This is a genomic window from Microbacterium sp. H1-D42 (assembly GCF_022637555.1).
Taxonomy (GTDB): domain Bacteria; phylum Actinomycetota; class Actinomycetes; order Actinomycetales; family Microbacteriaceae; genus Microbacterium.
The window spans coordinates 2161803-2174432 of the sequence record NZ_CP093342.1; the positions used below are offsets into that span (position 1 = coordinate 2161803).

Genomic DNA, 12630 nt, shown 5'->3' on the forward strand with positions numbered 1-12630 from the left:
AACCAGTGAAGCCTTGGCGGGGCCTTCAGCGCGCCGAGGGCAATGTGTTGATCGCGCGGATCAGGCGGTGCAGCGCACCGACCTTGAACTGATTCAGCGCGAGTGACACGCGCGGCAGCTCGAGCCGGTCGTCATCGGCGCGCTCCGGGCTCAGTGGCTCAGTGCGCTCGATGGCTCCGCGAAGCAGCAGATCCCCGAATTGCTCGTTCAGCTCCGCGATCTCGGCATCCGTCGGCGCGTTCCGCAGCCGCAGGACGAGGCGGTCCCCCACCCAGCGCAGCGAGTCGTAGTTGTGCCAGAAACCGGTGATCTCGGCGACTGCCGCGTCGACCGAGTCGGTGATCAGCACGCGGTCCAGGTCGCCCGTCGAGATGAAGCCGCCTGCGGCCAGGTTCTCGTCGACGAAGCGCTCGAGCCCGCGCCAGAACGTTCCGCCCGGCTCATCGAGCAGCACGATCGGCACCGGCTCGGCCTTGCCCGTCTGCTGCAGGGTGAGCAGCTCGAACATCTCATCCATGGTGCCGAATCCACCTGGTAGGCAGATGAAGCCGAGCGACTCCTTGATCAGCATGAGCTTGCGCGTGAAGAAGTACTTCATCTGCACCAGGTGGGTGCCCTGGGCGATCACATCGCTCGGCTTCTCCTCGAAGGGCAGCCTGATCGACACGCCGATCGCCATCGCGCTTCCTGCCGCCTGCGCAGCCGCGCGCATGATGCCAGGCCCGGCACCGGTGACGACCATCCATCCGTCCGCGGCGAGCGCCGCTGATACGTCGCCTGCCTGCCCGTAGAGCGGATCGTCCTCCTGGGTGCGCGCCGAGCCGAAGACCGTCACCTTCGGAATCTGCGCGTAGGGACGGAACAGCCGGAACGCGTCACCCATCTCTGCGAGCGCCGCCGAGGCGATCTTCAGATCGAGTCGGTCGGTGTCCTCCTGACCGAGTCGGATGCTGCTCTGCAGCATCCGCTCCACCAGCGTCCGGTTCGAAACGATCCCGGCGTCATCGAGAATCGTCGCGATATCGGCAGCAAGATCGTCTGGGCGCGCATCGTCGGTCATGCATCCACCATGTCACGATTCTTCCGGCTCTCCGCCGTTGAGCTCGCCCGACCACGCATGCACCACTGTCCTCTCCAGCAGGTCGGCCGCAGCTGTCACGCCCCCGAGCGAGCGCAGCTGAGCCCCCACCCGCCCGGCAGCCTCCCTGATCGACGGGTCCGCGAGGACCCGATCGATCGCGGCCGCCACGCCCGCCGCCTTAGGAGTGCCGGTGCGCAGATTCACCCCGGCGCCGCTCCATGCCACCCTGGCCGCCACCTCCGGCTTGTCGAGATCGCCGCCGGCGACCACCAGCGGAATGCCCTGCCGCAGAGTTGCGACGGTGCTGCCCCATCCGCCGTTGGTCACGGCGAGGTCGACTCGAGGCAGCAGTTCGGCGAACGGCACGAAGCCGGCCACCCTCGCGTTCGAGGGCACGGGGAACGGCAGAGTGTCGCGTCCAGCGATGCCGGTCGTCGCGACGACCAGCACATCACGGTCCGCAAGTGCCTCGAGCGTCGGCCTGACGAGGTCCTCCGGGTCGATGTTCAGCGTGCCCTGCGTCACCAGCACGACGCGGCGCCCGTCGAGATCGGGCCACCAGTCCGGCAGGGGCATCGACGGAGGCACCGCCGACACCTCGCCGACGAACTGCAGGTGCGCTGGCCGATCGGCGCGGTCGTAGTCGAGCAACGGGGAGCCGCTCGCCATGACCAGCGTGGGTGAGAACACGATGCGCTCCATCGTGCGATGCGTCGCCTTCAGACCGACGTCCAGTTGAGCGGCGTCCAGCGCCTTCACCAGCGGTCGCGAGACGAGCGGTACGGCGCCGCGCAGCAGCGCGTCGCGGGCGCGCGTGATCGGGTTGGTGCCGGGGTGAAGTCCGAGTCCGCTCGGCGGTCCGCCAGGACCTGGAAGCATCAGCGGCAGCACGGCGAGGGTCGCCCATGGCATCCGCTTCGTCTGCGCGAAGAGCACGGCCCCGACGGATGTCTCGTCAGCGACAAGCAGGTCCCATGGCTCACGCTGCCATTCGGCGGCGAGGTCCAGAGTCTGCGCCGGAGCCGTCTGGATGAAGCAGTCGACCATGTTCACCAGCAGCTGCTGAGTGCCCTTCTTGCCGATCAGACGCGGAAACGTCGCAGCGAGATCGTTCTCGTCGAAGTCGGGCGCACGCTGCCACGACACCAGCTGCGCGCCGCTCGCCTCGACACGATCGCGGAAGCGGGAGCCGGTGTAGAACCGCACTTCGTGACCGCGGCGCACCAGCTCGCGCGCGACGGCGGCCATCGGGCCGACGTGCCCTGTGAAAGGCATCGCGGTGAGCAGGAATCGACTCATGCGCCGATTCTCCCGCCCGGATGCGCATCCGACCACCGTATAAACACCGAAGCGCAGGGATCGCCCGTGATGGACGAAACCAGCATGCGGCGGCTGCCGCGCGTGCCGGAAGATGACCACATCGCACCTCTGTGCGCATCGGGGAGGACAGCGGTCATGGTGCGAACACGGCGCAACCAGGGGAGCCGGCGCAAGGTGCGCGGCGAGCTCCTCAAGGGCTTCGGATATCTGGCCAACGCTCTTCTCGGGCCATCGAAGAGCAGATCTCGGGATGATTCAGACGCGTCCGACTCCTGGTCTGCTGACGACAGCGCAGTCGACGCATCGAGTCGGTCGAAGGCTGCGGCAGCCGGGGTGGCGGCAGGGGCGGCGTCCGGTGCGGTCACCGCCGGCATGTCGGTGCAGGACGAGCAGGACGCCGTGGATGCTGCCGGGACGGCGGAGGTTGCAGGCCTCTACACCCCAGCATCCGACACCCTGCCACCCAAGGCCACGGCTTCTGACATCTCGGCATCGGCGCGCACCGAACGTCCGCGCCAGCGACTGAGACGCCTGACCGCGCAGTCGACTGCGTCAGCGGGTCAGGCGCGCGACAGCATCCGACGCCGACATCGTCTCGCGGTCTCCGCTGGCACGGTCCCACAGCTCGACCTGCCCGTCGGCCGCACCGCGGCCGACGATGACGATCTTCGGCACGCCGACGAGTTCGGCGTCGCCGAACTTCACGCCGGGCGAGACCTTCACGCGGTCGTCGTAGAGCACGTCGAGGCGGGCGGCCTCGAGCTGGCTCGCGATGTCCTCTGCGACGTCGAACGCGACCTGGTCGCGTCCGGCTGCGACGACCTGCACGTCGAACGGTGCGACGGATGCCGGCCAGATGAGGCCCTTCTCGTCGTTGTTCAGCTCGGCGATGATCGCAAGGATGCGCGTGACGCCGATGCCGTACGAGCCCATCGTGACCGTGACGAGCTTGCCGTTCTGGTCGAGCACCTTCAGCCCCAGCGCCTCGGCGTACTTGCGGCCGAGCTGGAAGACGTGTCCGATCTCCATGCCCCGAGCGATCGTGACAGGACCCGAGCCGTCAGGAGCGGGGTCGCCGTCGCGCACGTTCGCGATCTCGATGATGCCGTCGCTGGCGAAGTCACGACCGGCGATGACGGTGTGGGCGTGCTTCTCATCGACGTTGGCGCCGGTGATCCAGCGGGTGCCATCGGCGACGCGAGGGTCGACGAGGTAGCGGATGCCAGTGGCCGACTCCTCGCCGAGCACGGCTCCGGTCGGCGACCAGGGTCCGATGTAGCCGCGCACCAGCAGGGGGTGCTTCTCGAAGTCCGCGTCTGTCGCGGGCTCGACCTCGGCGGGTGCGAAGGCGACCTCGGCGCGCTTCATGTCGACGTCGCGATCGCCGGGGATGCCGACGATGACGAGGTCGCGCGTGCCGTCCAGGTGGGTGAGCGCCAGCACGACGTTCTTCAGCGTGTCGGCGGCGGTGTACTCACCGTCGAGCACGGCGTTGGAGTGCGCGACGAGGGTGTCGATGGTGGGGGTATCCGGCGAGTCGAAGATCGTCGCCGCTGCGGCGTCGTCCCAGCCGACTGCGGCGGGTGCCGTGGTCGTGTAGGCCTCGACGTTGGCTGCGTAGCCGCCGTCGCTGCGCACGAAGGTGTCCTCGCCGACGGGAGTCGGGTGCAGGAACTCCTCGCTGCGCGAGCCGCCCATCGCACCGGCATCCGCCTGCACGATGACGTACTCCAGGCCGAGTCGCTGGAAGATGCGCTCGTAGGCATCGCGCTGCGCCATGTAGCTGGCGTCGAGCCCCTCGTCGGACGCGTCGAACGAGTACGCGTCCTTCATGGTGAACTCGCGGCCGCGCAGCAGGCCGGCGCGCGGACGCGCCTCATCGCGGTACTTGTCCTGGATCTGGTAGATCGTCAGCGGCAGGTCCTTGTACGACGAGTACAGGTCCTTCACCAGCAGCGTGAACGCCTCTTCGTGCGTGGGGGCGAGCAGGTAGTCGCCGCCCTTGCGGTCCTGCAGGCGGAACAGCAGGTCGCCGTATTCCTCCCAGCGACCGGTCGCCTCGTAGGCCTCGCGGGGCATCAGCGCGGGGAAGTGCACCTCCTGCGCACCAGCGGCGCCCATCTCCTCGCGCACGACCGTCTCGATCTTCGCCTTCACGCGCAGCCCGAGCGGCAGCCAGGCGAAGATGCCGGCGGCCTGCGGCCGGATGTACCCGGCGCGGATCAGCAGCTTGTGACTGGCGACCTCGGCACCTGCCGGGTCTTCGCGGAGCGTGCGGAGGAAGAAGTTCGTTAGACGAGTGACCACCCCTCGATTGTACTGATCGTGGCCACTCGCCTTCGTCGCGGTGTCAGTTCAGAGCGCGGGTGTCCTTCGGGATGGCGCCGTGCGCGTACAGGTCGGTCGCGAGATCCTGCACGCGGGTGAGTGCCACGCGCTGCACCATAGGCCCGTACGAGATGCGGCTGACGCCGAGCGCCTCGTATTCGGAGGCGGTCAGCGCACCGGGCAGCCCGATGACGCTCACCTTGTTCACGCCGATCCCATCGACCAGGGCGCGGGTGGCATCGGCGTCGAGGATGCCTGGGACGAAGACCGCGGTCGCGCCGGCGTCGAGATAGGCGCGGCCACGCGCAACAGCATCCGCAAGCTTGTCGGCGAGCGGCTTGTCTCCGCCGCGCACGATGGCATCCGTCCGCGCGTTCAGAGCGAACGCGACGCCCTCGGCCTCGCCGGCCTTCACGATCGCCTCCACCTGGGCGACGGACTCGGCGAACGGCTTCAGCCGGTCTTCGATGTTGGCGCCGACGATGCCGACGCCGATCGCGAGGCGCGTGGTCTCGCCGGCGTCGCCGTAGCCGTCGTCGAGGTCGGCGGAGACGGGCAGGTCGACGGATGCTGCGATGCGGCCGACCATGTCGAGCATGAGCTCGCGCGGGATCTGCCCGTCGGGGTAGCCGAACGTGGCGGCGATGGAGTGCCCTGCCGTCGCGAGCGCCTTCGTCTCGGGGAGGGCGGCGACGGCCTTGGCTGAGACGACGTCCCAGATATTGACGACCCGGAGGATCTCCGGCGCGTCGTACAGGGCGGTCAGCGTGCGTGCCTTCTCTGCATTCGTCATGCTGCCAACGCTACTGCGCCGGATACTGGCCGGGGCGGTCGTGCGTAATGTGGTGGCATGCCTCAGCGCCGATCGCACGTCGCCCCATCAGCCGCACAGAGTGAGCTGGCCGCAGCCCTCGCCGAGCTCCGTTCCGAGATCGAGGCGCCGACGGAGTTCTCCGCCGAGGCCCTGGCTGAGGCGAAGTCGGCCGTCGCCCCCGAACCGGACCTCGACCTGCGCGCCGTGCCATTCGTGACCCTCGACCCCGCGGGCTCGAAGGATCTGGATCAGGCGTTCCACCTCGAGCGCGCCGGCAGCGGGTTCCAGGTGCGGTACGCGATCGCCGATGTGCCGTCGTTCGTGGCCCCGGGTGGGGCGGTGGATGCCGAGGCTCGCCAGCGCGGACAGACGCTGTATCTGGCCGACGGCATGATTCCGCTGCATCCGAGGGTGCTTTCCGAAGATCGCGCTTCGCTGCTGGCCGACGTCGATCGCCCCGCGCTGGTGTGGACGTTCGCGCTGGATTCTGACGGCTCGGTCTCTGAGTTCCGTCTGGAGCGGGCGCTGATCCGCTCGCGTGCGCAGCTCGACTACGTGGCAGCGCAGGAGTCGTTGGAACGCGGTGACGAAGGCCCGCTCGCGCTGCTTCCCGAGGTGGGTGCTGCCCGTCAGGCACAGGAGATGCTGCGCGGTGGCGCCAGCCTGAACCTGCCGGACGAGGAGGTCGTGCAGCGGTCGGACGGCAGCTACGACATCGAGCGCCGCCAGCCTCTGCCGATCGAGGACTGGAATGCGCAGCTGTCGCTGATGACGGGCATGGCAGCGGCGCAGCTGATGCTCGACGCGAAGGTCGGCGTGCTGCGCACCATGCCGGCACCCGATGAGCAGGCGTTCGCGCGGTTCCGCCACCAGACTGAGGCGCTGGGGCGGCCGTGGCGCGAGGGGAAGTATGGGGAGTATCTGCGCGGCCTCGACCGCGCCGACCCACTGACACTTCCCGTGCTCGAGGCTTCGGCGTCGCTGTTCCGCGGCGCAGGGTACGTCGCCTTCGACGGGCAGGTGCCGTCCGTGACCGAGCAGGCCGCGATCGCGGCGCCGTATGCCCACGCCACCGCTCCCCTGCGCCGACTCGTCGACCGCTGGTCGCTGGCGATCTGCTTGGCGGCTTCGCGCGGCGAGCAGGCACCGGACTGGGCGCGCGCGTCGCTCTCAGAGCTGCCGGATCTCATGCAGGAGTCGGGTCAGCGGGCATCCCGACTGGACTCCGACACGATCAACCGCGTCGAGGCGGCGCTGCTGAGTCCGCTGGTGGGTCAGACGATCGAGGCGACCGTGATCGAGCTGCGCGGTGAGGAGCGGGCTGCGGTGCAGCTGGCGGAGCCGGCGGTGACGGCGACGGCTCGGGTTGCTGCCGGGACCAAGCCGGGAAGCACTGTCTCGCTGAAGCTCGTGCGCACTGACATCGCCAAGGGTGTGGTGGAGTTCGCGTGAGCGATTGGCACGGCGGACGTCTCTCTTCGTCGCAGGCGGCGTGGGTGCAGGCGCGGGTGCCAGGGGCGACCCTGGTGCGCGACATGTCGTGGGAGCTCATGGCGTCGACGGTGCTGCACGTGCACGGCGCCGAGAGCGACGTCGTGGTGAAGGCCGGGGATGCCGCGAATCATCACCTCGACCGTGAAATCGCCGCGCACGATGGGTGGACGAGCCCGCTGGTGCAGACCGGCCATGCCGCGCGACTGATCGATGCCGATGTGGCCGCGCGCGTGATGGTTCTCGAGTACCTGCCTGGCGTGCTGGTGCAGGGGACACCTGCGGAGGGGCATCCGAGCACTTACGCGCAAGCCGGCGCGCTGCTGCGGCGGCTGCACGCGCAGTCGTCGCGATCGGATGCCGACCACGAAGCCCGCGTGAACGCACGGGCGCTGCGCTGGCTCGACGGCGAACACCGGGTGGACGCTGACGTCGCGGCTCGTGCGCGGAGCATCCTCTCCACCGACCCGGCGCCCGCGGTGGATCTGGTGCCGACGCACGGCGACTGGCAGCCGCGCAACTGGCTGATCGATGCCGACGTCGTGCGCGTGATCGACTTCGGGCGCTTCGCCTTTCGCCCTGCTGCGACCGATGTGGTGCGCCTGGCTGCAGGGCAGTGGCGCAGCCGGCCCGATCTGGAGGCGGCGTTCTTCTCGGGGCACGGATCCGTCACGGGGTACGGCGCGGATCCACGCGATCCGGAACGGTGGCGGATGGATGCCCTGCGCGAAGCCGTTGGCACGGCTTGCTGGGCCTTCACGATCGGTGACGAGGCGTTCGAGGCGCAGGGACATCGGATGCTGACCGAGGCCCTCGGCGCGTTCTGAGGCGCTTCGCGCGTGAGCGTGTGCCTTGGGGCCCTCCGTCCGTGCCGGGGCTCGGGAGATCTGCACGATTTCGGCCGGAATGCTGGCCGTGCGGTCGGGAATGCTGGTGTTCTTCCAGCTCGATGCGGAGTACTGCCTGGTGGCGCCTTTCAGCTGAGCACGAAGAACTCCGGAAGCGCGGCGCGGAACTCCTCGAAATGGCTGTACCAGACGGAGTGCGCGGCACCGGGGATGTCACGGACATCCACACCGCGTGCGGCGAGACGTTCTGCCGTCTCGTCGGGGACGAAGCTGCTCGGTCGCGCTCTCACGAGGATGCTGCCAGGGGCAGGCTCATGCGCGACATCGTCGCCAGTTGAGATCGACGCGGCAGTCATCGGATCGAACCGCTCCGCTGCGCACGCCTCGTTCCTGGCATCCGTCTCGCTGTAGAACGGACGACTGGCCAGCAGCCATGCGGGGTCCGTGCGCTTGAGGCGGTCGGCTTCGTACCGCGCGGCGAGCGCTGCGTGGTCTTCGCCCCCTTCGAATGCGCAGGTCGTATCGACGAAGACCGCTCGTTCGATCGGCATCCGCTCGGCGACGGCGGCGAGCACCGTACCGCCGTAGGAATGCCCTATCGCCTGGATGCGCGCGCCAGGAGCGCGCGCGGCGAGCGTCTCGACGACGTCGTCGGCGACGGATGCCACGGTGCAGCGTTCATCGCGGGGCGACAACCCGTGCCCCGGCAGGTCGAGCGCGATCACGCGGAAGCCGTTGTCGGCCAGCAGCGGCGCGATGCGCCACCAGCTCTCTGCCGAGCCCATCATTCCGTGCAGCAGCAGGGCGACGCGATCGCCCGACCCGGTCTCGATCGCGTTCAGCAGCATCCAGTCAGTCAAGCAGATGCGTCGAAGGATGCCCCTGTGCCTCGGTCGTTATGCGAGCCGCAGGCGGGTCTCCCTCTCTCCCGGTCGTTGAGCGAGCCGCAGGCGAGTCGAAACGGGCTGAGTGAGCGCCAGCGAGCCGAAGTCCAAGAACCCCAAATCCCAGACATTACACCGACACTCACATGCTAATATCTCCATCAAAGCCTTGCCAGTGTCGTAACTCTGTTCTACACTGAAAGCATGTCCACCCCATACCTCGACCGCCTCTCACAGCAGAACGCGCTGCTGGATGAGTGGGTCGCGGTGCGGGAGGAGATCAACCGGGCAGAAGCCCGCGCCGCCGCGCTGTTGGCGCGGCGGGCTGTGCTGATGGAAGCGGACGCAGACGAGCAACCCGTGCATCGGGAGGCGATCTGGCGGTCGATGGTCGCGGAGTACTCCGCCGCAGGTCACATCGCCAAAGGCACCGCCGAACGCGCCTTCGGCGACGCGCAATGGCTGGCCACCGACCAGTTCGCTCTGCTGCGGGACTCGTTCGAAGCAGGCAGCATCACCGCCGCGCACGTGCGGGAGATCCTGCTCGCCGCCTCGCCCGTTCACGAGGCCATCGCCGCCGGCACCCTCACCCCCGACACCCTCGACCTCTACCAAACCGCGGCCGTCGTGTTCGCCGAGGTCGAGGCTCCCGCCCGGACGCGCGCGCACGCCCGCGAGGTCGCGGCGGCATTGGCCGGGCTGACGATTAACGAGAAGCACGAACGCGCAACCCACGAGCGCACCGTCACCGTGAAGTCCGTCGGCGACGGAATGGCCATCCTGCAGATCCTGCTCCCCGAACATCTCGCCGTGGCGATCCTGGACCGCCTCACCCAGATGGCCCGCCACCAGAAGCAGCACCCCGAAGACCGCGACCCCACCCTCCCCATCGACGAAGACGCCATCGACGAAATGCTCCACGGCAACCCCGAGTACCACGACCCCGACAACGAACCGGAAGCAGAACCGGCGCCGGCATCGGCGCCAGGGGCGAAGGTGATCTTCGGGACCAGCGACACCTTCACCCGCGACCCCTTCGACGAAGAAGAGGACGAGGTCTACTACAACGGCGAATACGTCCCACCAGACGAGAACCGCTTCCGAAACGACCCCAACGCGTACTGGGACTGGGTCGAACAGATGATCACCACCCCACCGGACATCATCCACATCCCCACCGACACCCGCACCATGGATCAGATCCGCGCCGACCTGCTCACCGACCTGCTCCTGTGCGCCGATCCCTCTCAGATCCACGGCACGGGTCTGGAGAACATCACCGCCACCATCCAAGTCACCATCGCCGCAACCACCCTCACCGACGCCGATGACCACCCCGCGCAGTTGGACGGACACGGGGAACTCCACCCCGACATCGCACGGCAACTCGCCGGCATGAACAACGGCTGGACTCGACTGTTCCTCGACCCCACCGGCATGGTCACCGAAACCGACACCTACACCCCCACCACCGGCATGAAACGCCACCTCCGCGCCCGCGACCAACACTGCCGCTTCCCCGGCTGCCGCATGCCCGTCCACCGCACCGAGATCGACCACACCCACGACCACGCCCTCGGCGGACCGACCTCCATCGACAACCTCGCCCACCTCTGCAAGACCCACCACGCCCTCAAGCACCCCGACATCTCAGACGAGCACCGCTGGACCGCAATGCAGTTGCCTAACTCCGACATCACCTGGACGGCCCCCAACGGACGCACCTACAGCGATGCTCCACCCCGACGCGTCATGTTCGTGCCATCCGGAGCCCCGACCCCTGCAGACCGCCACACCTGGCACACCCCGGCCACGGGACAACCACCGGAATCCGACGCACCCTTCTGAATGGTTGGATTGCGCAACCGACGCACCATTCTGAACGATCGGATACGCGGGGGCGCATCTGGTGAACGCGCGGTGCGGTCCGCGCAATCTCCCTAACTACGCCGGCCGCCGAGAGCGAGGGCGTCTTAGTCGAACGCGCCGCCGAGCAGAGGCCTCCCCGCTCAGGAAACCTGCATCGGCGATGTCTGCATGTCGACAGAGCCGAAGGGGAACGGATAGAAGAACGTTCCGGTGCCGTCCCAGTCGGTGAGAGGGATCAGCGCGAACCAGACCTGACTGATCACCACTGATGCGACGACGAGAATGACGATCGCGGCGGCAGCACGATCGACGATGCGGATCGCCGACGGAACATCGACCGCACGGCGCAGCACCCTCGTCAACGCCCAGAACACGATCACGGCGATCGCCGCGAGGATCAGCGGGCTCGGTCGCAGCGTGAGATTCACGCAGGTCGGCGCGACGTCAGTCGGATTGCCGGCGGCATCGATGAAACCGCCATCGCTGACACCACCAGGACAGAATCCCTTGCTCGCCGACATGAACGCTGCGTAGCCCAGCGCCGCGAGCACCCCGACGACCAGCAATCGACGGATGCGCGCCACGACCTCGAAACCCGGCAGCGCCGACGTCACCGTCGGCGCCCCCGTCGACGCGTCGACTTCAGCTGACTGCGACATGCTGACTCCCTGTCTGCGGACACCACGCGCCATGTATCACCGCGCGGACCGTCTCACCTTATCGGCAGAGCGTCAGTCGCGGCCGTAGCCCGTACACCCTCGCGGCCCCGGCGTCCCCAAGCTCTGCGAAATGGTCGCGGAAGTCGCAGGCCTCGCTCGTGCGTCCGCGAGCACCGGGGATCGTATTCCAGCCGGGTGGCAGCTCTGCCGCTGGGTCGCCAGTGAGCGGATAGACGTAGATGATGGTGCGCCCCGAGCCGAAGCGATACCGTGCTGCCATCGGTTGCCGGCAGGGTGAGCTCCGGCAGCGACTAGCCCGCGAGGTGGGCTGCGCCGCCGTCGTCGACCGGCACCGGCAGATCCACCGGCAAGTCAGTCAGCACGGGCAAGTCCGTCAGCACAGGCAAGTCCGTCAGCAAGTCCGGCCGCGCCGTTCCATGATCAGGCATCGGATGCCAGGGACGGGGCCGGCACGGCGGTCGTCGTCATCACCAGCAGCTGCGGATCGCTCAGGTCGAGCGACACGGTGATCGACGCGAACTCCCCGAGCGAGGTGACGTGCGTGCCGCCGCACAGGAACCCGACCCCACCCTCGGGCAGGTCGCACCGCCACGAACGGCGGTCGATGATCGACGGGCCTTCCGTGTCGATCCGGCTGGCAGCATCCGATGCCACCCACTCGGCCAGCTTCGCGTTGATCCGCGCTTCGCGGTCCGGGAGTGACGACGCGAAGCCCTCCGAGTCGAAGCCGGCCTTGCGCAGGCTCTTACCCAGCCGGTACTCGTCGACGCTGCCATCGGAGTGGATTCGGCTGGATTGGTTCGACCGGCCCTCGAAATCGGGATTGCCCAGTGGGTCCGTGCCGATCTCCTTGCGCCACAGGTCCGCGAGGGCGGCGTCCAGCGCGAGGGATGCCAGATGGCACGCCGTGTGGCCGCGACTCAGTGCGGCTCGGCGGTCAGCATCCACTTCCATCGCGACAACAGCACCAGCCGCGACCGAAGCGGGGATGTCGCCTGCGACGCGATGGCCGACCAGCCAGGTCCAGCCCTCGCCGCCACGCTTGACAGGGATGTCCGTGCCGACGGCGAGCGTGCCCTCGTCGCTGATCGCCGCCATCACCGCCTCGGCGATGTCGACCCGCGCATCCCCGACGCGCATGATCCCGGCATCCCCCGGCTGATCCGGCCAGGTGTGGTCCACCGGGTGGAAGGGTGTCGCATCGACGACGATCACCGACGCGTCGCGGTCGACGAGGAGCACCTCGCCCTCGCCGGTCGTGGATCCGTCGGGGAAGGAGACGTGCGTCGGCTGCATGACCAATACGCTACGCGAC

General features: G+C 68.3%; 10 protein-coding genes. 3 read left to right on the plus strand and 7 right to left on the minus strand.

Translation table 11 applies throughout. From position 1 onward, the window contains the following. Positions 1–25 precede the first annotated feature (25 nt). The 4 genes from MNR00_RS10365 to MNR00_RS10380 form a co-directional block, all read right to left on the minus strand. Entirely contained in the window at positions 26–1060 is a 1035-nt protein-coding gene (locus tag MNR00_RS10365; protein WP_241925850.1) for a TIGR00730 family Rossman fold protein, read from the minus strand. A 12-nt stretch (positions 1061–1072) separates the two neighbouring features. Next, on the minus strand, positions 1073–2380 hold the full coding sequence (locus MNR00_RS10370) for a nucleotide disphospho-sugar-binding domain-containing protein (RefSeq protein ID WP_241925851.1): 1308 nt from the start codon (positions 2378–2380) through the stop codon (positions 1073–1075). A gap of 573 nt (positions 2381–2953) precedes the next feature. After that, positions 2954–4708 carry a proline--tRNA ligase gene (locus MNR00_RS10375; protein WP_241925852.1) on the minus strand — a complete coding sequence of 585 codons (1755 nt, stop codon included), beginning with the start codon at positions 4706–4708 and terminating at the stop codon, positions 2954–2956. Positions 4709–4751: 43 nt separating this feature from the next. Continuing rightward, positions 4752–5522: an isocitrate lyase/phosphoenolpyruvate mutase family protein gene (locus MNR00_RS10380; protein ID WP_241925853.1), complete on the minus strand. Its 771-nt coding sequence runs from the start codon at positions 5520–5522 to the stop codon at positions 4752–4754. A gap of 57 nt (positions 5523–5579) precedes the next feature. On the opposite strand from MNR00_RS10380, the gene MNR00_RS10385 reads away from it, so the two are divergent. Beyond that, a complete protein-coding gene (locus MNR00_RS10385; RefSeq protein WP_241925854.1) occupies positions 5580–6995 on the plus strand; it encodes an RNB domain-containing ribonuclease in 1416 nt (471 codons plus the stop codon). Then, positions 6992–7861, plus strand: coding sequence for an aminoglycoside phosphotransferase family protein (locus MNR00_RS10390; protein ID WP_241925855.1), 870 nt, complete (start codon positions 6992–6994; stop codon positions 7859–7861). The genes MNR00_RS10385 and MNR00_RS10390 overlap by 4 nt, the downstream gene beginning before the upstream one ends. Before the next feature lie 149 nt (positions 7862–8010). Here the strand turns inward: MNR00_RS10390 and MNR00_RS10395 are convergent, their stop codons facing one another. Further along, entirely contained in the window at positions 8011–8730 is a 720-nt protein-coding gene (locus tag MNR00_RS10395) for an alpha/beta hydrolase (protein ID WP_241925856.1), read from the minus strand. Between the two features lie 240 nt (positions 8731–8970). Here MNR00_RS10395 and MNR00_RS10400 point away from each other — a divergent pair, with 240 nt between their 5' ends. Then, positions 8971–10614 carry an HNH endonuclease signature motif containing protein gene (locus MNR00_RS10400; RefSeq protein ID WP_241925857.1) on the plus strand — a complete coding sequence of 548 codons (1644 nt, stop codon included), beginning with the start codon at positions 8971–8973 and terminating at the stop codon, positions 10612–10614. A gap of 161 nt (positions 10615–10775) precedes the next feature. Here the strand turns inward: MNR00_RS10400 and MNR00_RS10405 are convergent, their stop codons facing one another. Both MNR00_RS10405 and MNR00_RS10410 read right to left on the minus strand, forming a co-directional pair. Next, positions 10776–11294: a hypothetical protein gene (locus MNR00_RS10405; RefSeq protein ID WP_241925858.1), complete on the minus strand. Its 519-nt coding sequence runs from the start codon at positions 11292–11294 to the stop codon at positions 10776–10778. 441 nt (positions 11295–11735) lie between these two features. Then, complete coding sequence (locus MNR00_RS10410; protein ID WP_241925859.1) at positions 11736–12611, minus strand: hypothetical protein; 876 nt, start codon at positions 12609–12611, stop codon at positions 11736–11738. Between the last annotated feature and the right edge of the window lie 19 nt (positions 12612–12630).

What these genes read in the sequence shown, in the direction of transcription:
- MNR00_RS10405 (WP_241925858.1), bottom strand. Translation starts at nt 11,294, where the DNA reads ATGTCGCAGTCAGCTGAAGTCGACGCGTCGACGGGGGCGCCGACGGTG.
- MNR00_RS10365 (WP_241925850.1), bottom strand. Translation starts at nt 1,060, where the DNA reads ATGACCGACGATGCGCGCCCAGACGATCTTGCTGCCGATATCGCGACG.
- MNR00_RS10400 (WP_241925857.1), top strand. Translation starts at nt 8,971, where the DNA reads ATGTCCACCCCATACCTCGACCGCCTCTCACAGCAGAACGCGCTGCTG.
- MNR00_RS10370 (WP_241925851.1), bottom strand. Translation starts at nt 2,380, where the DNA reads ATGAGTCGATTCCTGCTCACCGCGATGCCTTTCACAGGGCACGTCGGC.
- MNR00_RS10410 (WP_241925859.1), bottom strand. Translation starts at nt 12,611, where the DNA reads ATGCAGCCGACGCACGTCTCCTTCCCCGACGGATCCACGACCGGCGAG.
- MNR00_RS10380 (WP_241925853.1), bottom strand. Translation starts at nt 5,522, where the DNA reads ATGACGAATGCAGAGAAGGCACGCACGCTGACCGCCCTGTACGACGCG.
- MNR00_RS10385 (WP_241925854.1), top strand. Translation starts at nt 5,580, where the DNA reads ATGCCTCAGCGCCGATCGCACGTCGCCCCATCAGCCGCACAGAGTGAG.
- MNR00_RS10395 (WP_241925856.1), bottom strand. Translation starts at nt 8,730, where the DNA reads ATGCTGCTGAACGCGATCGAGACCGGGTCGGGCGATCGCGTCGCCCTG.